Genomic DNA, 25,003 nt, shown 5'->3' with positions numbered 1-25,003 from the left:
ATTAACAATATTTGTCATCAGATAAATCTGCATATACTAATTATATCGGAACATTTTAAATGAAATAAAGGGTAGTTTACTATTTTGAGAGAGTTTAGCAATTTTGTACCTAATTTCCCACTAAAACTGGTATTAAAGTTACTCGTAATTCATATGTAATTATTAGGAAAATAAAAATAGTAGGAGGTTCAAATGAATAGGAAACTAACAAAAATCTTAATGTCCGGCGTTTTGCTAATTTCGCTACTAGCAATACCGACTTTTGCATCAGCCGCACAGGAATCTGGAACTCTTGAGGATTTAAACGTAAAGTTCGTACCACATGATTTAAATGAATCTTATATCGTTGGGACAAAAGCGCCGAATGTAGAGCTTGTTTATTTAAATCGAAAATCGAACAAGCAATCTAGTTTTAAATTATCGAAAATGTCCAAGTACACTAAAGTGAAAGATATGAAGCTTGTCGATCAAAGCATTGTATTTTCAACTTACGAATTTGCAGGTTACAGTGAGCAAAACTATCGAATTATGAAATACGACATTGCGAAGGGGACTTTGAGCGAGCTTTTATTTAACAAAGGCCAAATTACGTTGCAGGGAGCTTCCAATACTGGGCTCGTTTATACGGTGGATTCCGCCATTAAAGGTAACGAATTGTGGTACTACGACAATAAATCGAAAAAGAAAACGAAACTTGAGTCTTCAGTTGGCTCCGCGCATATGTCGGGGGATGTCATCGCATACACAGTGCCAAGTGCGAGTTTAATGGAGTTAAATGAGGCGGTTTATTATGTTAGCGCAAAAAATTTAAAGAACAAAGTACAAGTTCCATTTGATGGGGAGAACGTGAAAACAAATGGAAAGTACATTGCGTTTTGGTGCAATAACACAAATCTATCCACAGATCGCTCTGTATACATCTATAACATTGCAACAAAAGAAACCTTTGATTATTCCATTGTCGAAGAAGGTGATTCTGTAAATCAAGATATCGTGTTTATGGGGAACTCAGTCATCGCTTGGAATACGGACAATTCACAAACAAAAGTAAAAGCAACGACAGTGTACGACTTGAAAACGGATGACGTGCTAGAAACAGATGAGAGTTTCATGCCAATTGCTGCATCGAAAACTGAGATTTTATTCTATGATCCAGTTGCGAAGGGGTATTTGATTTATAAAAATTAAAAAAAATATCAAATTTCTCATTGAGAAATTTGATATTTTTTGTTCTAGCCTATGGTAAATCCCAAATAATTACGGTTCCATCATAAGAGCCTGAAGCTAGTTGTGTTCCATCTGGGCTGAATGTTACTGTAGTCACCCCACCAAAATGTCCAAATAAGGTAGTAATTAATTTACCAGATACTTTATCCCATAGCTTGATAACACCATCTTCAGCTGAGGTTGCAATTACTCTTTGACCTGGGTGTATATCCATATCCAAAATAATATCATCGTGGCCTGTTTCAATCGTTTTTTGTAATTGACCATTTAAACTCCAAATCTTTACAGCATTGTCCGCTGAAGATGCAGTAATGATTTGTTGGCCATCTTTTGTAAATTTTACACTTCTAATGGCAGCATCCCAACCATCAGAACCACCCTTCCAGTAGTCATCCCCAATATACGGAAGAGATCGTATAATACTTAAATCTGAAGCGTTTCTTATATATGTTGTATCATTGCCACCACCATATGCGAGGATACTTCCATCAGGGCTATAGGCAATACTCCAGCTTGATCTTTCATAATTGATGTCAGAGTCTTGTAAAAATGATCGAATTAACGTAGCACTATTAACATCCCAAACGTATACAGAATCATACCAATTAGCAGAAACTAATGTACGTCCATCAGGGCTAAATGCTACATCCATAACCATCATTTCCATGGAAGAACCCGTTGCTTTATATGTTTTAATTTTTTCACCTGTATGAATGTCCCAAAGATAAATCACTTCTCCCCCTGACGCTAGATATTTACCATCAGGAGAAAACGCTAAAGCACCTATATGATTATCATGTGCATCAGAAATAATATAATCTAACTCGTATTTGTCGTTAGATTTTCTCCATACTTCAATATTTTGGGGATTACCATCCGAACTGAATGCCATTGTCTGTCCATCTGGGCTAAATGCAATCTTTCTTACATAATGGGAACTGCCATATATTCTTTGACTTTCTTTTATTGCATTTTCATCTTCATCTTCGTTTTCAAGTGTAAATACATTTACCTTAACAGTTTTCTTAATTTCATTGCCTTTTCCATTATTATAGATAACGGTAATTTCTGCTGTTGAATCTTCAGTTGCATCGTTACTAACTATAACTACCCCGTCTCGATCAACCGTTGCTACATTTTCATCAGATGAAGTAAATGAAATGTCTTTTAACGTGTAATCGGAACCGCCAGCCTTAAAAACTTTCTCAACATGAATCGATTCACTTTCACCTGGTTGTAGTGCTATTTCAAACGGAGAAACATTCAATTCTTCTACATATTCGCAAATATTCCCGTTATCTAATAACTTTTCTATTCCGAGTAAAGTGAGTTTAGATTTTTTTAACACTTTAACATTAATTCCAGCATCAAAATAGAGCGAATTCGATCCTTTATAACAAACTGTGTCTTTGTATAGATAGGTTGCTAATTTTGTTTTGAGACCTGCATCCATCTCTAAGCCTGCTAAATCAATTTGAGTTAATGACAAATAAAGTCCCGCGCCTACGCCAAGTTTTCCATTAAAGTTTATCTCTTTAGTAAATGTCCACTCATTTGTAGGAGGCTTCTCTTCTTTGGGTAATTCGAGGTCTTTAATTTTTTTAATATCACCATCATCAAACTTTGCACCTAAACGGAAATCCATTTTTTTATTGTACTCAAATCGGACTTCCCCATTTAACTCAACAACTAAAAATAATTCGATCGATGCACCAACAACCGGAAATGCAGGAACTGGGACATATAAATCTGTTACTTTTACTCTTTTTGCTAATTTACTATCTTTGTTTGATTTCTTAGCACTTACCGACCCTTTAATATCGATGGTTCCTTCAAATTCAACAACTCCCGACTCTACGCCTTTCCACCACCAGCTGTCATTAACATCTACAAAAAGGTCGGCATTCTTCAAAGTAATTGCACCATCTACATAGAAATTATCCCCAATCTTCAACTTGGCTAAATTAAGGATAATATCGTCATTTAAGTCTTGAGAAGCAACTACCCCATTATTTAATATCTTTGTATTAGACTCTTTTCCATTTAAAAAATCGTAATTAGTAGAAGCAATAGCACCTTCTAAACTCATATCACCTTTAATGTGATTCATAGTAATTGGAATACGTTGTGATATATCAATATTTTCAACGATTTCTTCAATAGTCGGTTCTTCTGTTTTTATGACATAATGATCCACATTTTTTTCTATTGAAATAATTTTTTTAGATAAGCCAAAAGGATATTCATCTGAAGGTGGTAGAATGAAAATTTCACCTTTTTCCAGTGTGTGATTTTCTGAATTTAAAACAATTGTATTATCATCAATCACTTGTATAGATTGACTTTGTTGTTCATTCATTAGTTCTACATTATCTCGGTAGTTAACTTCATTTTTACTATCTTGTCGTGGTACTAATTTTTCGGATTCCTCAATTATTTCATTTTCATCGACTGTAAAATCCATTTTTATTGGTTCTTTTATTACTTGTTGATTTTGAGATTGAACATTTTCTATATATAATGTATATGTCTCATAGGGCGTATAATCGTAGGTCGGAGCTTCAATGATCAACTCTTTACCTTCATTTGAAATTGTAAATGATACAGCCATTTTCTGGTCATATGAATCTACTATATAAACATTGTCAGCAGTTATAGAATCGACATCGATTGGTTGATTGAAACTAACTGTCCATGTTTTATTTTTCGGGACATTATCTTTTTTACCCCAATCTTTCCAACTTGTCTCTACTTTTTCATTGGCAAAAGCAATTTGCTCCATTTGGAAAAATTGTAATGTGAGAAGCAACAAAGCTATGTAAACTATTAAAAATCTTTTATTCTTCAAACTATTATCCTCCTGTCGTCACTTTTAGTATAAGTATATAGCATTATAAACAGGAGTAAAGTAGTAGTTATATATAATAACCCCATTTGTTACAAATTAACCCATTAGTTTAATTACTAACAAAAAGGAGGCCACTCAAAACGAATGAGCCGCCTCCTTATCTTTTCCTAATTCAATTCAAACTCTAAATGCACACCATTTTTCACTTTTGTTCCATCTACACTCAAAAGTCCTTTATCTACTATTAAAGTGTATGGAACATTTGCAACATATTCATTTAGCGGCGTCACTACAATTTGTTTACCATTTATAGTAACTGTTGCACTTATCGACTCCCCGAACATATCCACAATTCGAATTTGCGATTTATTAGCAGCTGTATTTGCCACTTCCTGATTTAAATTAATCTTCCATTCTTTCTTTGGATTCGTAATTTTACGAGCAGTTTCCCATTGAATCGTATCAAAAGTTAAGTTTTTCATTGTTTCATACTTTGATAGGATTGATTGAATTGTTGCTCGCTCTGAATTAGAAAGTAACAAACGAGAATCCTCATTTAAAATATTATATAAAGCTTTTAACTGAATAGCTTGAGCTTCAAAATTAGGACTTAAAAATTCTATCGAGTTTAAAATAGAACGAATTTGTTGGATTTCTTCTTGTTGGCCAACTACGACAGCATCCATCACTACTTCACGATATAACTCAACTCCACCAAAGGAAGCTACGATTTCGTTACCCTCCAGCCTTACAGAATCCACTCTTTTCTCCAATAAAATTTTTTCCTCTGAGCCATCAAGTTTCATTTTTGCTAAAAAGGCGTTGAAGGAGTAATTACTGAAATATAACCAACCATCTACAGGAACTATATACTGAACACGAGTCGATGAAACTTTTTCAACTTTTAACGGTTCCTTTGTCATATCTAGCTTATATAGTTGATAGTTACTTAGTTGATTTGGAAAGTACAAAGTAGAGCCAACTTGCACTGGTTCTTCAATATAACGGAATGCCATAAAACGCTCGCTTGTAGCAGTTGGGTATCCATGATTATCAATTGTGTGATCTTCCCGGATTGCACTATCAGTAATTAAGAAATATTTATATTGAACATAATCACTATGATCCACAGAGGAATCTGCAAATACAGGGTCATTCCAAGTTGTATCTAGGTGATACCATTGCCCATCAATTTTCACAAGATTCCAAGCATGCCCCTCGCCTCTTGATTCACCAGTTACATACTTCGCTTCAATACCAGCTTCTTGTAATAATCTAAGAGTTAATAAAGCATATGCCTGACAAACACCTTTACCTTCATTTAATATTGCATAAGCTGCATGTGGTGTTGTTGATGAATCAAAAGAATAGGTTGTATTTAAAACTACATAATCATTTATTGCTTTTACTTTCTCAACAACTGACATGGATGGTTTGATAATACTATCTACTATTCTCTCAACCTCGGATTGAATAAAGGCTTCTTGTTGAGGCGTTGTTAAATATGTAAGATTTACCGTAATCGTTACGTTATTCTCATATCCATAGGTACCGTACTGCCATTTAGATAAAATTCCTCGAAAATAATCATCTTTAAAACCATAATTCTTGATAATTTCATTGACCTTTTCTAAGATATTCGTCGTATCTCCAGTATATTTTATTGAAATAGCCGTACTTCGTTTACTAAGTTCATTCTCTAAAATACTAGTAAGATCTGTTATATTTGTGGCAGCTAAATTTGAAACTGTAGCTACTGATTTCGTTTCTGCTACTTTTGCTCCCATTAAGTTTGGATTTATGATTGTTCCTGAGTTTTCAATTATAAGGTGATTATCTGATGCATGTGTTTCCGCTACTATAACTGGTGACATCGATATTGCCATAATTGTAGCAATTACAATTTTTCGTTGATCCATCATAGTTCCTCCTATGATTTTTATTATTATAAGTTAGATTCTATCAAATATTTAGTAGATTTCCACTACAAAAAAAAGCCATTTAGAATAATCGAACTCTAAATGACCTTACTTCCAACTCGGCAACTTTCCAAAAATCATCCACGCTCTCGGAAGAAGTATGTGGATTACTCGAATAAAAACGTAACAACCAATGACCACAACAATATATCTGATGAATATAAATAAGTGGAATTGGAATAGGGTCTGTGGAACGAAAACGAGCTTTGCCAATTCTAATATAAAGGGATGAACTAAATAGTAGCCAAACGAATAAACCCTTAGCCGTTCAGCCCATTCATTAAATCTTATCGAGCCATACTTTTCCAAAATAATACTCCATTTAAATAAGATAAAACAGGCACTTAAATAGTAAATCATGGCTAGTATTTTGAAAGGAGCATATGGAATTGATGGGTTATCTAAAATGTGAAATTGATAATAAAGAAGCATATAGAGGATTCCTAATGCCACTGTAAAAATAGTTGCACCCGCCATCAATCCTCTAGACCATTCCTTTTTCAATTTTGGATAATACATCGCCACCCAACCGCCAAAAAAGAAGCTTGCAAGGTATCCGGTAAACAAAGGGAGAGCGAATGTTATGTTATATTTTTTAAATAATACTTGAACACCTAACTCGATGATAAAGCCAATCAGCAGCAAATATTTTTTAAACCAATGAAATTTTTGAATGAAATAAATAAAAACTGGTAACAAAAAATACAGCTGCACTAATATCAATATAAAATATAGCTGGTAATACGATTGTCCCGTCGCAATGTTTTCAATCATCGGGCCAATGCCGATATATTTACGGGTCCCCATGTAGAAAGAAAAAAGTTGGTAAAAAATGGACCACACTAAAAATGGACCTAAAATATACATAAACCGTTTTTTGTAAAAGGTTGTCCACGTTTTAACGGTATATGGTCTTGATTCATAATTATAAAATAGTACAAATCCGCTCAAAAATACGAAAACCGCGCCTTCAAAACGAGTGAATCGGTTTAAAAATAAATATAGAAAGTAAAACGGATTGTCTGGAGTTAACTCCCGAATCCCAATACCAGTTGTATGAATCAGTACAACTAATAACATCGCGACTACCCTCATGAATTTAATCGATTCCACGCGTTCTTTTTGTAAGCTTACCAAATCCCGGTCCCCCTACAAATTTGTTGGGATTAGTTTAACTGTATTGGTGGAAAAGTAATCTTTTTCTTCAAATATATTTTGTGGGAGATGCTGTTTGGCGGATATTTCAACAAATTTGGCGGATAAAAGAGGCATCTTGGCGGATATTTTTTTAAAAATGGCGGATAATTCGCTGATTTTGGCGGATAACAAAAAACTCCTAGCAACCCAAGATAGATTGCTAGAAATTTAAATATTCTACTTCACTTCAAATGATTTCGTCACAACACTTGTTTTCGCAACATCGGACCCAACTGTAAACTTCATCCATGTTTGCTCTTTTTGTTTCACGTCTTGACTAGATGCCAAATCTTGAATGAATAAATAGTAAGTTTTGTTAACTTGATAAGGTTCTTTCGGTGTAACTGTAACAATATTGGAACTTGTTACTTCTAAATTGACCGCTACTTTCTGACCTTGTTCATCTGTAACGAAAATTCGTTCCCCACTTACTAACTCTTTTTTTACATTAGAGTTGAATGAAACTGTCCATGCTTTTTGTGCAGAGACATTGTTTTTCTCTAACCATTTTCCAGTTTCAAGGGAATATGCTGTTGTTTCAAATACAAACCGTTCTGTCTCTTTTAATGGAGTTCCAAAAGATGACTTAATTTCATCACTTAAATATAAATAATATTTTGTGCCCGGCTTGTAATACGTTTTTGGACTAACTGAAATTGTACGGTTATTATTCGTTAGCTGAACTTTAATTTCAACTTTTTCTCCCGCCTCATTATACATGTAAACGGTTTTTTCATTAATAGATGCTGGTTGTAATGTTTGATTCAATTGAACGTTCCATACTTTGTCAGCCATTACTTTTGTTTTTGCTTCTGATGTTTTTCCTTTAAATTGGTCGTTAAAATTCGGCTCTTTTTGGTCCCATCCATTTTCCATATTAATAATCGTGAATGTACTGAACTTACGAATGGTAAACTTTAACCCTAACTCGCCATTTTTATATGGAACCACTTCACCTTTAATGAAGACTTTCTCGCCATCACTATGTTCAATAAATACGCCAAGTTTATTAAAGAAGTCTTCGCGTTCCTTAGCATTTTCAGGGATTGTAACATCTTTCAATGGAAGCACTAAATCAACAGGGCGATTTGGCATATTTGTTTCAATTGTCATTGGTCGACCAACAACATTGATGTTAAGGCTTCCTGCAACTTCCCGAACAACCTCTTCCTGTTTTGCACGTTCTTTCACTTCATTTTGTTTTTGTTGCTCCTTAATAGGAACCACTCGGAAATAAAGATCATTTTGAATTTCGCCTAAGGAATCTTTTGGAATGGCAATACGAGCGTTATCCGTAAAAATTTCCAGATTAATATTTCCTTGTTTTAATGCGTCAAGTGAAGATTTGTTCACTGAAACATTTACTTCTGAAACTTCATCTTTTGTATCCGGAATCACAATACGCGCCGTATCTGAACCTGCTTCTTTCAACTTTTCAACGGTTTCTTTCGCTTTATCAGCAGTTAATTCCACATTGTCTCTTTTGTTTCCATTTGCATCTGTTGTACGTTCAATTATAGCTGTCGACACATTAGAACCTTGTTGAGATCCACCTGTTTCAACTGGAACGGTGATAATTTCAGGTTTTGGTTGTGGTGGCGGTGTTGAACCCCCTCCTCCAATGTATACCTCACGAGTTATAACTAAAGTGTATGTTTTAGTTGCTCCACCTAAAGAAGTTACCACGACCGTAATTGGATTTGAACCAACCTTTAACGGAACAGTTTTCGCGGCATTTTGTCCAATTGGTTCGCCATTTAAAGTCATTGTTGCTGTACTATCTAAAGCACTTAAATTTACATCGATTTTATCAATGGAATTCGGTACTTTTGCAGTATAATTTAGCTCGCTTGGAACAAATGCTGGCGTTAAGTTACCCTTTGATATGGATAACGTATTTAGTTCAGCTGAAACAACGTGTACAGTACGAATCACTTCATTGGCATGATTATTATTTGAATCTATAACATTATATTTTAGTTGATACGGCCCAAGTTCGTTTGGATTGACTACGCCTGAGACTACAACCTGGCCAGTTAGATCTTGATCTATATCATCCTCAGCAGAAAAACCTGGCTCTTGATAGACACTACCTAATTCAATATAAATCTCTGTGTCACCATTTAGTGTTATTGTCGGTGGTGTTTTATCCAAAATATTAAAACTCGCTTTTCCTGTAGCTGTTTTAAAGTCATTAGTCGAATTTGTTTTTCCATCATCTTGAGCCATATAGTCAAATTCTGCTGTTCCTTGGAAATTACTATCGGGGGTAAACTCTATATATTCACCATTTACTATTGTTACCGTACCACCTTGTGCATTTCCTACAGTTATAATCGATAAAGTTTGTCCATCTTCATTATCTGGTCCCTTTTTATCATTATAAAGCAAATCACTAACCGGAATCGTTATTAGTGGTGTGTTCACTGCAAAATCACCTAACTGGTCATTTTGAACAATTGGTGCGTCATTTACTTCACGAACATTAATTGTTGCCTCCACTACATCACTTAATAAAGTGCCCTTCGTATTCGGAGCAGCTTGTACCGAGAAACCAAATCCAGTTGAACCAAACTGATTTTCCAAAGGTGTAAACTTTAATCCTGCTTCTCCTTCTGAAACAGTAATAAAATCGCCGCTGAGAATTTCTCTTGTTCCATCATTATAATAAAGTTTACCGCCAGTGATATTTGAAATTTTATAGTGTGTCGTTATTGAATCACTTCGTGTAATTACTAAACCACTTGAGCTTTGTGTATCCTCACTCGTATCGGCATTCGTAACTGTCGGTGCGTCTGCTTTTGGTAGGACGTTAATCGTAACAACTGCTTGACTTGTCTCTGGAGTGGAAACACCATCACTTGTACCATTATCTTCAACTGTATATTCAAATTTCGCTTGTCCACGGAAATTTGTGTTCGGCGTAAAAATCACATGACCATTTTCGGTTCTAACTTCTCCACCAGTTGCATTTTGAACACTTTTAATCATTAATTCCTGTCCACTTTCATTTACAGGACCTGGTGTATCATTTGCTAAAAGTTGTGAAAACGGAATACTAATAGGATTCGAATTTTGTTCGATATTAGGTAATTGATCATCAGCTGCATTTGGTGGATCATTTACTTCTGTTACGGTTATAGTAGCTGTCACTTGATCACTTAAACCTGTTCCTTGGTTGTCAAATGCTGCTTGGACTTTAAAATTGAATGTGTCACCAGCTTTAGTGTTAGCATCTGGATTAGGTTTGAACTTTAGCCCTTTCGCAGCTTCTGATTTACTAATAAAAGTTCCTTCTCCTATTGGCCAAGTACCATCATTATAATAAAGAGTTCCACCAGTAATACCGGTAATTTTAAAATGTGTTACTTGTTGTTCATCAATTGCATGTGGTGTAATTTCTAACCCGTTGTCATTCATAGTAACTTCTTTAGTGGTTGCTGGTGTTACAGTTGGTAAACTTGCTATTTTAGAAAAGGTCAGGGCAGCTTCTTCACTTGGAGGCATTCCTGGTCCATTTGCTGGAATACGTACTTTCACCGTCACATCACCACTAAGATCTGGCAAGTTAGCTAAGTTATAATGATTCCAACTTCCCCCATTAAACTGATATTCATAAGATTCGTTAAATCCTGTAATAACATTATTAATATCATCTGCCTGAACGTTTGGTGGAGGAAGTAAACGAATAACCATGATTCGATACATCTTTTTCACGCTTGGCTCTTCGGCAGTGACATTCACTTCAATTAATTTACTATTTGAATCCAGAAAAATCGGTTGATTACTTGGTTGATTATTTATCATCACTGCTGCATTAGGGTCTTGCAAAATTGGCATTATCAAAATATTTATCGTACTAGAAGGTACTTCAACGGTTTGATAATCTAAATTGGGATTAAGAGATTTAGAAAAGTTATTAGCTGATAGACTAAGATTACTTAGATTGGTATTGTTGCTTTTAGGTATTGAAATATCAATATCATCTAATTGCAAAACTATGTCTGACGTACTACTATCTGTTCTTAGAATACGAAACTCATCGATATTTCCCCATGCAGGATTAGTTAAATTGACAGTTTGATTTATCAAAGTAAATTCTTGTGTTGCACCATTAACTTCTATACCGTTTTTATATCCTACTACTTTATAGCTGGACGGTCCTGAATCGTAATGGTTTATCAATTCAAATGAATTCAACTTAACTTCAATACCTGAGGAAGTTGAAATTCTTATAAATTGGTTTCCACCTGATGTACTCATAAAATCAATCATTTTATCAGAATTAATTTCGATTATATCTAAACAGGGCTCACTACCAAAACTCGCATCATACTTTATTTCGTAAGTCCATCCCCCTATTGTTGTGTTGGAAGTACTACACCCTGTTGCTTCAGCATTTTCAAAATTCTCATCTGTAGGATTGGGATAATTTAGAGTAGTGCCACCTAGATTTGCAATTAGATTTTGCCATCTATTTGCGTAAAATAAATTTACATTCGAACCTTCCGAATCAATAAAAGTATTCAAATCTGCAAATACTTTGTGGTTTCCCCCACTAAATAATGTTAATAAAAAAACCGCTAAAATGATATTTCTAATAATACCTAGCCTTTTTATCATGCAATGTTCACCTCAAATACCGTGTTATTTTATTGAAAATATTGTAAATTACAGACTAAAGTCCTAATCAACCTATTAACAGATTATGAGTTATTAGGAAACTTTTTTCAAATAGAACATTCTTACAAAAAACTTACAAGATAAGTAGATTGGCGGGATTAAAATAACCGACTTGCAACTGCTAAGAGCTGTTTGGCGGATATTTTGGCAAATTTGGCGGATAAAAGAGGCATTTTGGCGGATTTCCCCAAACTTTGCCGAAATAAAAAACCCGACTAGCAATCTAATCGGGTTGTATAAATTAATTATAAAGTTTTGGATTAAAGAAGCCTAATGAAACCCCATTCTTCACTTCAATCTTAAGGCGATTAACACCCTGAAGATTGATATCAATTTGCTTTGGTGTTTTCATCGATGTACTAATTATTCCAGAATCATAAAGCAGTTGGCCATCACCATAGATTTTCATTCTACCAATATCATTAGGGTTTTCTGGTTGCTTATAATTGAAATAATAAGAAGGTACAACGGTAGCAGTGAATCTCTTGTAACCGCCTCCAAGCTGATACTCCTTTAAAAATTGTCCGGTTCTATATTTTTCAATAAGAACATCGTAATACCCAATAAAAAATCCATTTTCATATTCGGTAAAATTAATATCCTTTAATCCTTCGCTAGCCTGATCTCCCTTAAGAATATAAGAGCTTTCATCAAGCAACTCTTCCATCTCATCTAACTTTTGCCCTTCCCCATACACCGGGCCTTGCGAAACTGTTGTAAAAGTCATTTCTACATTTTGTGTTAATGCTTTGCCAGATGTAGATTTCACATCTTTTTTCACAGTTACTCGATATAAATTGCTTGGTTTATAATTTGTCACTGGTTTAAATGAAATTGCGTTCGGATTCGAGCCACTCAAAATTGAAATCGGAATTAGTTGCCCAGTAGACACTTCATAAACTTGAACATTACTAGAATTTACCGTATTTTTATTCACTGCCGTATTGAAATTAATCGTAAATGTGTGATCTAATGGTACATTTGATTTGGAAGGTAATTGTTTCGAACCTCCATCATTAATCAAATCCTCAACCTGATCTTTTCCAGCAACTGCCTCTGGATAGGATGGATTAATTCGTAGGGCGTTGTTATATGCATCCAACGCATCTTGATATTGGCCTAAATTTATTAAAATCGTTCCGAGATAACTATAATATTCCGGACTTTGGTTATTATAACTAATCACAATTAAGATAATCGCCCGTGATTCCGTGTACCTTTTTAACTCAAATAAAGATTTTGCTTTAAAATAATACGCTTCTTCCGACTTTGTTAGCATCAAGGAATTGTCAAAGGCAGTAATTGCATCTTGATATTTCCCTAAGTAATATAAAGCGTACCCTTTATATAGGTAGAAACGCTCATCCCCGCTATATAAAGAAATCGCTTGGTCGAACTGTGCGATGGCATCCTGATATTTTTGCTGATTATAGAGAGTTACCCCTTCATTGAAATAATCATATGCTGTTTTACCACCACCACCAGATAAATTACTAAAATCTAAATAGTAGTAGTCATAAGAAGATGGTGAATAAAAAATTGCCTCATTCTCTGTTGCTGCTATTGGCATATAACTTCTAGAAAAATAGTATCTAACATCATTTTGTAAATCATAGCCGGTTGTCCCATTCGGATTTTTACTCTCCACTGAGTTCCATAGAGCGAAATCTCCCCCAGCAAATACGATATTTTGCCTTAGCGCAGCATCTCCCTAGTAATAATATGAATAATCATATACCTCTTTTGTAGATATGTTATAGATTAGTACGGTTCTTTCATTGGATAAGAAAGAATTATTGTACCAGTATGCAATATATTTCCCATTCGTTTTAACATATTCCCCACCGTATGGAACTGGAATTTTATTTGTTAATGCATTGGTTTGAACATAATATACCGATTCATTTCTCTCCATAATATTGCTACTTACAACGGAATACGTAATGATATTGCCAGACATATGGGCAGAACCGACTTTTGATGCTAAATGTGTCTCCTTGCCTGTTCTAAAATCATAGTAATATAATTCATTGCCATAAATGATATTATCCTGAGTATAGATTAAACCACTATCCGATACTCCTTGAATTGTTATGATTTTGGGATTATAGATTAGTTCTTCACTAGAATCTGTTAAAAAATCATATCTCATAATAGTGTAGTCGTGCTCACTATACCCCGCATATTGATAGGTTGTGAAATAGAAATAACGACCTTGAACCTTCATATCCACATCTCTTACAAACGTATAGGGATCAGTAAACCCTACATTATAAGTTGTACCTGTTGCTCGTTCATAAAAGTAGATTTTATTATTCGGAGCAGTGGTGCCTACAATATAATCGTCGTTCATGTCTAGCGGTTCAAAACCTAAGTTTAATAACTCTAATTCTGAATCACTAATTTCAACTTCTGAAGCAAAAGCGCTCATTGGGATAAGGAAAATAGCCGCTAGTAGTGTAGGCAAGAGCCAAACCGATAATTTTCTCCTCATTGTTTCCTCCTTCTCATTTAGGGTCCATAGAATTAGTAAATTCCCTATCTATGGAAATGTTTATTTATTAGCACTATTCTATGTTTCAATTACTTTTAAATCAATAACTTTTTTTCGACAAATCTACTAAGACATAACGTATCCCCTATATAAATAGGGAATTATAAATTATATTAATATAAAAAAATCCCACATTATAAAAATGCAGGATCCTTTGAAACTATTTAATTTGAAAATCCATCTTCGTAAATTGCTTGATTGTTTGGTTTGATTTCGATTTTATTTCTTTCACCCAAATTGTATATGTTTCGCCTGATGTGTAGTTTTGTTTTGGCGTTAGTTGTACTTCAGAACTCGACTTTAATGAATAGTTGACTTCCACGATTTCTTTGTTTTTATTCGTCACGTAAACATTTGTTTTATTGACAGACGAGATATCAACAGGGGCATTAAATTTTACAACCCATGTTCTATTCGGTGCTTGATTGATTTTCTTTTCAAGCTCTTTAAAATTGTTTACATATACCTTAATCGACGTTTTGAATGTCCCGTTGTCAACCGTAACTGTCGAAGTACCATCTTTAATTGCAATTAGTTTACCGTACATTATTTTTAACACGTCTGTATTGCTAGAAGTTACTTGATAAGAACTCACTTGCTCTTTTCTTCCGTCATGGTGAATGGCAAAAACGTTTAAATTCAATGGTTCCCCAACACGAATTGTATCTGATTCTGGCACGGCTACAATCCCTTTATATTGGTATGTTGGTAATGTAGTAGAATCAAAAATCGTTTTTCCTGCAAAAATTCTGTCATGATCATGGCTAAAGGCAACAGCTTCTGGTCGTACACCGGCAAGCACTGATGCTATTAAAGCTCTAGTTTGTACGTCAAAAATGTTTAATGTGTTTCCTTCACTCGTAACAGCAGCCAAATATTTACCATCATTACTGAAAGAAAAGCCTAACCATTCTGAATCAGCAGGTTGGATGTTAAACTCATTCGCTGTAAGGGTTACTTTTTCGTAATTTTTCGATACGTCCAACATATATGGTTGCGTTTGATCAATTTTCGAGCTAATACCAAAAAGATATTGATAATCTGGTGTAAAATCGAGTTGCTCCACACTATGCCCATCCATTAAATTCGTAACTTCCTTTATATATGCGCCCGTATCAGAATGTCGAATGTTCACACTACCATTTGCTAGACCCACAGCTAATTGAAGTTTTTTCGGGTTGTAGACGATGGTTTTTGGCTCTGAATTAAATGAGTATTCCTCTATCGTAGTACCTTTCGAAACGTCCCATAACGTAATCGAATTGCGGTCAACATTGGCAGAATATAATACCGATCCTGTTACATTAAAAACGATGTCATTGATTGGTTTACCTTGTCCTTCTGTTGTACTAAGTGTTTTAATTAAATTGCCTGATGTTGTATCCCATAATTTTATTTTTCCATATGTATCCGCAGTTGCAATCATTGAATTATCCGGACTATATTTGACATGAATCGGTCCTGAACAATTACAAACTTCAAAAGAGTTGATTATTTTCCCACTATCTGCATTCCACACTGAAACTTTGCCATCTGTACTCCCTGTAATGATAAATAGATCGTCTTTACTATAATCGACAGAAGTTACTGTACTAGAATTGTTGATTGTCGCCACTTGCTGTAACGTTGAAACTTCACTCGCGCTGACTATATTAAATTGAAGACATAACGATAAAACAATAAGCAAGCTAAAAATCTTTTTCAAATCCAACACCTCCATAAAAATTACTTAACAGGATAATTATAACAACACCTCGTACTTGATAGTTAATAAAAATAAAAAAGTGACGAAAATTATAAACTTCCGTCACCCTTAGTGATAGCGCTTTCATTATGTACTACGATGATGTGATTTTATAGCGGTTTCTTTTGAGTATTTGTACATTCCACTACCAATTGGAAAGCGTTCAACTTTCGGTGCATCACAGCGGTTTTTGATAATGGTATTTTAAATTTCAAACCGTTTTGAAATTCAATTTCACTCTGCTTATTTAATTCTTCAACACCGAAACTTAGGTCAAAAATCCACATACTCTCTGAATAGTGAGGTACAGGCAATTGCATGGCGACAATGCTATTTAGTTCTGAGATGACAATTGGTGGTTTTTTTATAAAGCCAAATCGTTCACGGGAAGCCTGAATTCTCCCATTTAAATTCGAGGCAAATTGTAAGCAGTATAAATTGATTACCGTGTCTACTTTTTCCTCAAGTTTGAAGGATTCGTTCTTTGTATAAATAATAGAAGAAATCTTACCTTCATAATGAGGAACAATGCATAGATTTTCGTGCTTCATCAATATCATTTGCAACGTTTTGTCCAACTCCATTCCCCTTTCAAAAATAAAAATTCTTATACTATTTCACGTAAGACCTAAAATTCCATTGAACGACCTGAAATATCTATCCTTTATCTCCACCCCCATTTACGAAATATTCTAAATTATCCAACCGAAAATGTAAATATTTCCAACAAAAATTTCGTCAAAAAATCTATCAATTTTCTAAATTTCAGCAGTTTTTTCTTGAAATTTTCCTACGAAATTTCATAAATTCCACTAAACTGTCCGATTATAGCCTGTTCGAACTATTTTGAAAATCACTTTATGATGGAGCCACCTAGGAATATTTGATATGTGCACATGTCGAAGGAGATTTGTTATGGAGACGTTCGAGGAAATTCTTGAACAATATGAACCTATGATTTCTTCGATAATTCGTAAACTCAATATTTACAAAAACTATGATACTTTTAGACAAACCGCGAGAATAGCACTTTGGCAAGCATGGCAGAATTTTGATGAAGCGAAGGGGAAATTCTCGAATTATGCGTACACAATGATTAAAACGACACTGTTAAAGGAGATGACAAAGGATAATAAATATAGTGAGGTTCAAATTGCAATGGAAAAGGAGGACCTTACGCATGCTGCTCATTATTATCAGATGAAACATAATACCGCACAAGACGTAGCGTTGTTTGAGGAGATCCAGCAAATATTAACTGAGGAGGAATTTGAGCTACTAATCGGGCTTTACTTTTTTGGCTATTCTTATAATACATTGGCTGAAAGATTCGGTGTTCCGATTACAACGTTGAAAAAACGACGTCAACGGTTGATGGAGAAGATTCGGAAACGATTGAACGAGGGGTAAGTAAAAAGGGGATGTTTTTTAAGGACATCCCCTTCCAATACATTGCTCTGGAAAACTGTACCACCCATTTTTTGAGACCCAAACAACCTACATTGGAGGAAGTTGAGCAAATTGCATTTCATTTTCTAAAATAGTATTCGCTACCTCGAGTTCATCTTGTTGCCATTCAGGTACGTCACACTCGTTACTATCTTCCTTAATCGATAGCATCTCTTGTGAAACTTGAACAATTTCACCTGTTTGCAAATTGACAAAAGATAAGTTTTCATCACTTTGCATTTCCATTCCATCCTAATTTCTTGTATTATTACTTTATTCATCGCTCTCAACCTCTATAAAAGCCCACCTTTAAACATCATTTCCATATCTTCATATACTTCTTCAATTATAGGAAGTGAATTAACGATAATTAGCTTTACGTTTAGCATTTTTGCGATTGGCTGAATAGATTGAGCTGTTTCTTTATTCACGAACACTTCTCGGGGAACGCTCTCCATTTGCAAAATAAAGTTAACAAAGCCAATTTGCGCAGCTTCCACTTCATTTTGTAAGTTCATTAAGTCATTAAATAGGATCATGCCGCGTTTTTTATCGACAGCAAGTACCATCTTTGGGTAATATGGGCGTTCATCAGGAAAATCTTGAACAGGTGTTATAAAGTAACCACAATCAAATTCCACAGATGTATTTAATTTTTTCGTTACTTTCTTTAATTTCATTATTTCAATGTCGTTTATATATAATGGAAGATCTTTTCTGTAATTTTCATTTGGATGTAATGTAATTTCTCCACTTTCCCACTTATTCGTTTTTTCATTAAGTACACGTGCATAATAATGAGTTCCCTCATCCATTCCTATAATATAAGGGTTCTGTTTTGAAATCTTGCATACTTGAATTGTTTGCTCTAAAACAATCGCCAATAACCTTACCTCTTCGTCATTTAGGAACCATGGATAAAAACCGGGAACAAAGCTTCGAACTTGTGGCCATTGATTTTTTCCACGGTATGAACGGCCATGTGCTTTGAGCAATTGGTAATCTTCTGGTGCTAACTCGTCTCTGTTGGAAAAACTTAAATGCAGACTTCTTTGTTTCATAAAGAACTTAGAATTAGCGTTTTCGAGTTTGTTAAGCCCTTGTAGAAACGTATGCCCCTTATCCCCAATAAAAGCAGCTAGACCGTATTCAATCCCAGCCTTCCCTAAGACGCTACAGAAGACCAATACTTCTGTTTCAGGGTCTTGTACGATGAAAATTTGGTCATCATCCATCCATTTCCAAGGCTGTAGCTCTTTATATTCATCTATTAAATCTAGCAATGTATACCAGCTAGTACTTCCAACATTCGAACGATTATTTTCTCTATCCATTAATTGCTCTTCACTGAAAACTTCTTGGAAAATCTCATTCAGTTCTTCCATATATTCTTTTCCATTTATCGCCCCAGTAATAATCCCTGTTTGAAGATACCTCATACGGCTATCTTCTTGTGGAGCTTCTCGCATTACTTTTGTACAACGAGGATAGAAGGTATTGGATTCTTCGTGCAAAATCTTTTCTAATACAATTTCATGCTCCCAATCATCCCCATAGTCATACGTATAAAGGACACGATCTTTTTCCTTTTTAAATACGTCTTTAAGGATAACGTCTTCTTCATCATATTCTGGATCAAAAAATCCGAAATCATCATCCATTCCTGTTGGCCCTATAGAGTTCGTTCCATTTATTGCAACTCCATTTGTTTTTCTCACATCAAAACCGTGAAGATGATAATCCTCCCACTCGAAAGCAAATTGAATAATTTGATGAAGATGATAAAACGTCATCGTATCCTTAATTTCGAATCTCCTCCAAATTGGTGGTTTTGAACCCATTAATGTAATTTTAAACTGAAATATCATTTTCATTGCACCTACATTTCTAATCTATTATTAAAACTCTCTCCATAATTCAACTAAATTATATCATCAACTTCTGTATCAATCCGTCTAAATTGCAAATCCTTTAATAAACGTAATCTTTTATAAAATCGACTTAAATTTTCAGAATTGTTTGCGTACCGGGCACCGGAACAATTCAGAATTGTTCCGGTGCCCGGTACACATTTGTATCTGTACCGGGTACTAGTGTATACTTCTAACATTGAATCAAATTTTGTAGAAAGTGGAGTATTCTTCATGGTTTTTAGTAGTCTTATATTTTTATACGTATTTTTACCAATTGTCATTATTTTATATTTTATTTCACCGAAGTGGTTTCGAAACACGCTGCTATTAATTGCGAGTTTGTTTTTCTACGCATGGGGTGAACCAAAATATGTTGTATTAATGCTTCTCTCCATTATTGTGAACTACATTATGGGGATTGTCATTGATAAGGCAGATGCAAAATCAAAACGACTCACCTTGCTGATTGTCACAATCCTCATTAACCTAGCCATATTAGGTTATTATAAATATGCGGGATTCTTTATCGACATCTATTCCGACATTACAGGACAGAACATTGTATGGGAAGCAGTGCCCCTACCAATTGGGATTTCTTTCTATACATTCCAAGCCGTAAGCTACATTATTGACGTGTATCGAAAAGATGTAAAAGCAAATCGTAGTTTAATTGATTTATCCCTATTTATAACATTATTCCCACAACTTGTAGCTGGGCCAATTGTTCGGTACCAAACGATTGACGAACAAATTAAATCTCGCTTTACATCAAGTTCAGATTTAATGGTTGGGACAAGACGTTTTATTCAAGGTTTAGGGAAGAAAGTGTTAATCGCGAATCCAATGGGTGAAGTGGCTGACCAAATTTTTGCTCTTTCTGCTGGTGACCTAACAACAGGTACAGCTTGGATTGGAATTATCGCTTATTCACTACAAATCTACTTTGATTTCTCTGGATATAGTGATATGGCGATTGGATTAGCTCGAATTTTCGGTTTCCGCTTTGAAGAGAACTTTAATTATCCATACATTAGCCAATCCATCACAGAATTTTGGCGTAGATGGCATATTTCATTAAGTTCATGGTTTAGAGATTATGTTTATTTCCCACTTGGCGGAAGCCGTGTAAGCCATCAATGGAAAGTGTATCGTAACCTATTAATTGTTTGGACTTTAACAGGTTTTTGGCACGGTGCAAGCTGGACCTTTATGGCATGGGGCTTCTATTACGGAATCATCATTTGCCTAGAAAAGAAATTTATATTGAAATGGCTAGAAAAAATACCGCGCCTCTTCCGTCATGTGTATGTACTAATACTTGTCATGATTGGGTGGGTATTCTTTAGAGCCGATAATTTCTCCTATTCATGGGACTATATTAAAACAATGTTCTTTATGACAGAAAACGGTTCGTATGATTATAATACAATCGTTTATTTAATGGACTATGCAATCTATTTTGTAGCGGCAATTGTACTTGCAATTCCTGTGTACATGATGTATCAAAAATGGTCCGAAACAAAAGCAGAAAACTCAATTGGGTTTGCGATTCCTTTACGTATTTTGCAAACCGTTCTCTATGTTGGGTTGATTTTAATCATTACGATGTTTTTAGTAAATGCAACACATAATCTATTTATTTACTTTAGATTCTAGGTGAGACACATGAAAATATTAAATCTCCTGTTACCCATTGCAATGTTGGCAGTGCTCGTAACAGGCTTAACCCTCTTTTTTACAACAGAGGATCGAGAAGTTTCAGAAATGGAAAATCGAGAGCTTCAAACAGCGCATTTTTCAACAAGTGTTCAGGATATTATTTCAGGAAAGTTAACGAAAGAAGTGGAATCTTATATTTCCGACCAATTTGCCTTTCGCGATGATTGGATGAAAAACTTTGTAAAATTCCAAAGTGCCACTGGAAAAACCGTCATTAAAGATCAATACTATGTAGACGCTCGAACAGGCTGGATTGTTTCAAAAGCAGCAGACCTTGTTCCAGAAGAAGATTTGGATAAATTTGTTGGTGATTTTGCGAAGATCAATGAAGGTTTGTCCGCGCACAACATCCCAATGGCATTTTTCACGTTCCCTGCGAAAGCAACGTACGTTCGTGAACCAAGCCCATCTTATGCACCGGAAGATATGGGTATCAAAAACAACGCTCGTCTTCACGAAAAGTTAACGGCAAACGGAATTGATAATGCAAAAATGATGGATGCCATTCCGAATGGTGTAGACGTCCACAATATGTTCTTCAAAACCGACCATCACTGGAATATGTACGGTGCTTACCAAGGCTATTTGGCGATGATGAAAAACATGAATGCGCGAATTGGTGAAGAGATTCAACCGATTCCTTTTGACGAAAACAACATGAACTGTTTATCGAATGATTTTAGCGGCTCATGGAATAAAGTGTTATATATGACCGTCGAAAACGATGATCAAATATGTTACAACTACCCTGAAAACTTTGAAAGTCAATTCACAGTATATATGGGGAAAGTTGGTGAAGGAAAAGAATTTAAGTTTAATGATATTTACGGTGCAGCAAAGAATATGCCTCAAGATGAACTCGTTTCATATGCTACTGGATATTCTTTAGACTACGCGATGTTAACATTTTTAAATAATGATTATGATTCAGACAAGCATATCGTCATTGTTAAGGATTCATACATGAACGCCATCCAATTCCACGTGGCAAGCCATTTCAAGCAAACAACCATTGTGGACCTTCGTCATACACAAGGCGACCCGGTTGATTTAATTGCAGAGCTTAACCCGGATTACGTGTTCTTTGCGTATAATGATCGGAACTTTAATGTGGTGGAGCAGTATTAATTTATAGAAAGAACAGTTCAATTTGGGCTGTTCTTTTTTATTTATAGGGAACTTCTATCTAATAATTTTAGTGAAGAAACTTGTCTAAAAATAAAAAATAGTGACCGCTAAGAATAAACTTCATAGAGACTCACACTTTACGTGCAATAAATCCCTTTTTTATATTTCGGGTTTACATACAGTAACGCTTTTTTTCCCTTCTTTAACCACCTTTTTCTTCCACTAAACAAAAAAATCTCATCAAAGGTAAAGAATTTAACCTTAATGAGATTCAAATAATCTAGGCATTTAATTGTCTAACTCCATGATTAAATCTATATTCGGTAATTCATCATCTCCAACATTCTCTTTCAGAAAGTCATTTTCCTCAGAAATATCTAACATCTTACTAACTACTTCTCCTTCATTAATAAAAAATTTCATCCAAACGTTTTGATTTAATCGTTTTCCAGATGTTGATTCGATATTTTGGATAAAGAGGTAGTAAGCTTTTGATAAGTCATATGGCACAATTGGTTGGATAATAATTGTATCATTATCACTTAGTTGTATCACTGCTTCATGTTTTGAACCATTTTCATCGACAATAAAAACATTGTCTTGAGTAATGAATAGTTCATTTAAAGATTCATTAAACTTAATTATCCATTGTTTATGCACATCTGTAATTACTTGAGTTTTTTTACTTTGACCTGAAAGCGAAAAATTAGCAACTTCAAATTCAAATTTAACTGGGCGTGAAAGTTCTTTACCAAAACTTGATTTTAAATTGTTTATTATCAAGTAGTATACCTTGTTAGGATCGTAATAAGTAACAGGAGAAACAACTAATTTGGAAGCATCTGTGACATTGATTTGGACATTAATTCTGTTTCCTTCTTGATCTTCTACATAAACATTTTGATGTAAACTCGTTTCATCAATTGGCTCACTAAATGAAATTGTCCATGTCTTATCTGGCATAACAGGGTATTCTGCTTTTCTTATATCCCAATTATTATCAGGATTTTCTGGTATCTGTATAGCTGTAAAAATACTAAATTTATTTACAACAAATGCGATACCTGTAGGATTTCCAAAACTATCATAAATAATAGTTCCTTTTTCCACCTTTTTCTCTCCATCACTGTGCTGAATAAAGACAGCTAATGAATTTAAAAATTCTCGTAATTCATCAGGATTCGATGGAAAATTAATATTTGTGAGTGATAATGCTATCTTTGATTCACCTGTATAGTTTGTTTTAATTTCTAATGGTGTGCTAATTGGAATTCCACCACTTGTAAGTTGTGAAATCATATTTTTTGTATTTCCTAACTCAGTAGGATCTGTTACTTTTTCAATTTCAATTAAAATATCCTTATTTTCATTATTTGTTAAAGTGTGTGTTGGAATTGAAATTTCTCCATTTTCAGTTTCGATTGTTAATTCAATGTTATTATCGCCTAGACCTTTTAAAAAAGATTTTTTTATGGAAACTTCTACTTTTTGTACTGGATCATTCGGTAAATCGGTAACCATCATTTTAACGTAGTTTTGACCACTTTGAATTGCTTGTCCAATTACCTGATTTAAATTTTTTTCATCAAGAGATACAGCATCTACTTTTTTCCCATCTTTTATCAATCTTGAAATTTCAACATCAACTTGTGTTTGATCGCCAGTGAGCACAGGAATGACTCGTGTTTCTCCTGGATATGGCTCTGATTGGGGTGGTGGTAAATATCCACCCGAATTAGTTGATGGTGCACGATTTATAAGGATTGTATAGGTTTTTGTCAATCCTTCCACTGACGTAACTTCTATAGTTAAAACATTACTACCTACATTTAAATTAATAGGTTCTGTTGCACGATCATTTAGCACGTTCTGTCCATTTATTGTCAGTGTAGCTTGATCATTTGCCAAAGTAGGAGTAATAGTTATATTTGTTACCCCATATCCAACGTTTGCAGTGTAGCTTAATATACTCGAATCAAAATTTGGGCTTAATTGTCCCGCACTTAAAGTTAAATTATTCAATTCAAGACTAATATTCCACTTTGCATAAAGCTCAATTCCATTTACTGGTACAGTATCTGTTGCTAAATCCCACAATCTTGTTAATTCTTTATCTTTATACCATCCTTCAAAAGTATATTTAGTCCTTGTTGGTTGGGGTAAGGATGTCAGTAATGATCCATAGTTTGCATTTATCGAAGCAACTGTACTTCCTCCATTACTGCTAAAAGTAATGGCATATTCATTCACACTATATTGGGCTGTTACTGTAATATTGCTTGTTACATTAGTAAAATCTTTATCCCATCCTGTAAAAGTGTAGCCGATTCTTGTTGGATTAGATGGGGCTATGGCATTCGATCCATGTTCCACGGTTACTGTCAATATCTCTGTGCCATCGTGGTTGTTAAATGTCACCGTATATTTTTTAATGTCCCATTTTGCATGTAAGGTAATACCATTTTCAGGAACTGTATCTGTCGCAAAGTTCCATGCAGTGGTTAAGTTCTCTTCTTTATACCATCCAGCAAAATTGTACCCTTCTTTTGTTGGTGGTACGGG

Annotated in this window: 16 protein-coding genes; 5 read left to right on the top strand and 11 right to left on the bottom strand. The window is 34.6% G+C overall.

What is annotated here, in order from left to right; all coding sequences use genetic code 11:
• The first annotated feature begins 192 nt into the window (after positions 1-192).
• Positions 193-1,188 carry a hypothetical protein gene (locus CRO00_RS01025; protein WP_097071793.1) on the top strand — a complete coding sequence of 332 codons (996 nt, stop codon included), beginning with the start codon at positions 193-195 and terminating at the stop codon, positions 1,186-1,188.
• 49 nt (positions 1,189-1,237) lie between these two features.
• Here CRO00_RS01025 and CRO00_RS01020 read toward each other — a convergent pair whose 3' ends face one another.
• The 3 genes from CRO00_RS01020 to CRO00_RS01010 form a co-directional block, all read right to left on the bottom strand.
• Positions 1,238-4,075, bottom strand: a complete 2,838-nt coding sequence (locus CRO00_RS01020) for an Ig-like domain-containing protein (RefSeq protein WP_097071792.1) — start codon at positions 4,073-4,075, stop codon at positions 1,238-1,240.
• Positions 4,076-4,242: 167 nt separating this feature from the next.
• Positions 4,243-5,994 carry a transglutaminase domain-containing protein gene (locus tag CRO00_RS01015; RefSeq protein ID WP_161946587.1) on the bottom strand — a complete coding sequence of 584 codons (1,752 nt, stop codon included), beginning with the start codon at positions 5,992-5,994 and terminating at the stop codon, positions 4,243-4,245.
• 108 nt (positions 5,995-6,102) lie between these two features.
• Positions 6,103-7,191, bottom strand: coding sequence for an acyltransferase (locus CRO00_RS01010; RefSeq protein ID WP_097071790.1), 1,089 nt, complete (start codon positions 7,189-7,191; stop codon positions 6,103-6,105).
• A 94-nt stretch (positions 7,192-7,285) separates the two neighbouring features.
• Here CRO00_RS01010 and CRO00_RS20065 point away from each other — a divergent pair, with 94 nt between their 5' ends.
• Positions 7,286-7,423, top strand: coding sequence for a hypothetical protein (locus CRO00_RS20065; protein WP_161946586.1), 138 nt, complete (start codon positions 7,286-7,288; stop codon positions 7,421-7,423).
• 5 nt (positions 7,424-7,428) lie between these two features.
• Here the strand turns inward: CRO00_RS20065 and CRO00_RS01005 are convergent, their stop codons facing one another.
• The 5 genes from CRO00_RS01005 to CRO00_RS00985 all read right to left on the bottom strand — a co-directional run bounded on the left by CRO00_RS01005 (position 7,429) and on the right by CRO00_RS00985 (position 16,810).
• Positions 7,429-11,874 carry a cadherin-like beta sandwich domain-containing protein gene (locus CRO00_RS01005; RefSeq protein WP_097071789.1) on the bottom strand — a complete coding sequence of 1,482 codons (4,446 nt, stop codon included), beginning with the start codon at positions 11,872-11,874 and terminating at the stop codon, positions 7,429-7,431.
• 301 nt (positions 11,875-12,175) lie between these two features.
• The gene (locus tag CRO00_RS01000; protein WP_097071788.1) at positions 12,176-13,582 is read right to left on the bottom strand and encodes a tetratricopeptide repeat protein; all 1,407 of its coding nucleotides are present in this window, start codon (positions 13,580-13,582) and stop codon (positions 12,176-12,178) included.
• A gap of 63 nt (positions 13,583-13,645) precedes the next feature.
• Positions 13,646-14,428, bottom strand: coding sequence for a hypothetical protein (locus tag CRO00_RS00995; RefSeq protein ID WP_097071787.1), 783 nt, complete (start codon positions 14,426-14,428; stop codon positions 13,646-13,648).
• A gap of 220 nt (positions 14,429-14,648) precedes the next feature.
• The gene (locus CRO00_RS00990; RefSeq protein WP_161946585.1) at positions 14,649-16,193 is read right to left on the bottom strand and encodes an Ig-like domain-containing protein; all 1,545 of its coding nucleotides are present in this window, start codon (positions 16,191-16,193) and stop codon (positions 14,649-14,651) included.
• A 149-nt stretch (positions 16,194-16,342) separates the two neighbouring features.
• Positions 16,343-16,810, bottom strand: a complete 468-nt coding sequence (locus CRO00_RS00985) for a competence protein ComK (protein WP_161946584.1) — start codon at positions 16,808-16,810, stop codon at positions 16,343-16,345.
• Positions 16,811-17,147: 337 nt separating this feature from the next.
• On the opposite strand from CRO00_RS00985, the gene CRO00_RS00980 reads away from it, so the two are divergent.
• Entirely contained in the window at positions 17,148-17,642 is a 495-nt protein-coding gene (locus CRO00_RS00980) for a sigma-70 family RNA polymerase sigma factor (RefSeq protein WP_161946583.1), read from the top strand.
• Between the two features lie 87 nt (positions 17,643-17,729).
• Here CRO00_RS00980 and CRO00_RS00975 read toward each other — a convergent pair whose 3' ends face one another.
• Both CRO00_RS00975 and CRO00_RS00970 read right to left on the bottom strand, forming a co-directional pair.
• Complete coding sequence (locus CRO00_RS00975) at positions 17,730-17,921, bottom strand: hypothetical protein (RefSeq protein ID WP_097071783.1); 192 nt, start codon at positions 17,919-17,921, stop codon at positions 17,730-17,732.
• A 53-nt stretch (positions 17,922-17,974) separates the two neighbouring features.
• Positions 17,975-19,549, bottom strand: a complete 1,575-nt coding sequence (locus tag CRO00_RS00970; protein WP_161946582.1) for a plasmid pRiA4b ORF-3 family protein — start codon at positions 19,547-19,549, stop codon at positions 17,975-17,977.
• 276 nt (positions 19,550-19,825) lie between these two features.
• On the opposite strand from CRO00_RS00970, the gene CRO00_RS00965 reads away from it, so the two are divergent.
• Positions 19,826-21,250: an MBOAT family O-acyltransferase gene (locus CRO00_RS00965; RefSeq protein WP_097071781.1), complete on the top strand. Its 1,425-nt coding sequence runs from the start codon at positions 19,826-19,828 to the stop codon at positions 21,248-21,250.
• A gap of 9 nt (positions 21,251-21,259) precedes the next feature.
• Positions 21,260-22,441 (top strand): alginate O-acetyltransferase AlgX-related protein, encoded by a 1,182-nt coding sequence (locus CRO00_RS00960; RefSeq protein WP_097071780.1) that lies wholly within the window; start codon positions 21,260-21,262, stop codon positions 22,439-22,441.
• Between the two features lie 288 nt (positions 22,442-22,729).
• Here the strand turns inward: CRO00_RS00960 and CRO00_RS20060 are convergent.
• The coding region (locus CRO00_RS20060; RefSeq protein ID WP_202615598.1) for an InlB B-repeat-containing protein at positions 22,730-25,003 on the bottom strand (2,274 nt) is incomplete at its 5' end.

Source organism: Ureibacillus xyleni, from assembly GCF_900217795.1.
GTDB lineage: Bacteria > Bacillota > Bacilli > Bacillales_A > Planococcaceae > Ureibacillus > Ureibacillus xyleni.
This window is presented reverse-complemented; position numbering and strand designations above follow the sequence as displayed.

Bases quoted from the DNA above. Each gene is read 5' to 3' on its own strand.
- CRO00_RS01025 (WP_097071793.1), top strand. From the start codon at position 193: ATGAATAGGAAACTAACAAAAATCTTAATGTCCGGCGTTTTGCTAATT.
- CRO00_RS01015 (WP_161946587.1), bottom strand. From the start codon at position 5,994: ATGGATCAACGAAAAATTGTAATTGCTACAATTATGGCAATATCGATG.
- CRO00_RS01005 (WP_097071789.1), bottom strand. From the start codon at position 11,874: ATGATAAAAAGGCTAGGTATTATTAGAAATATCATTTTAGCGGTTTTT.
- CRO00_RS00995 (WP_097071787.1), bottom strand. From the start codon at position 14,428: ATGAGGAGAAAATTATCGGTTTGGCTCTTGCCTACACTACTAGCGGCT.
- CRO00_RS00980 (WP_161946583.1), top strand. From the start codon at position 17,148: ATGGAGACGTTCGAGGAAATTCTTGAACAATATGAACCTATGATTTCT.
- CRO00_RS00975 (WP_097071783.1), bottom strand. From the start codon at position 17,921: ATGCAAAGTGATGAAAACTTATCTTTTGTCAATTTGCAAACAGGTGAA.
- CRO00_RS00970 (WP_161946582.1), bottom strand. From the start codon at position 19,549: ATGATATTTCAGTTTAAAATTACATTAATGGGTTCAAAACCACCAATT.
- CRO00_RS00965 (WP_097071781.1), top strand. From the start codon at position 19,826: ATGGTTTTTAGTAGTCTTATATTTTTATACGTATTTTTACCAATTGTC.
- CRO00_RS00960 (WP_097071780.1), top strand. From the start codon at position 21,260: ATGAAAATATTAAATCTCCTGTTACCCATTGCAATGTTGGCAGTGCTC.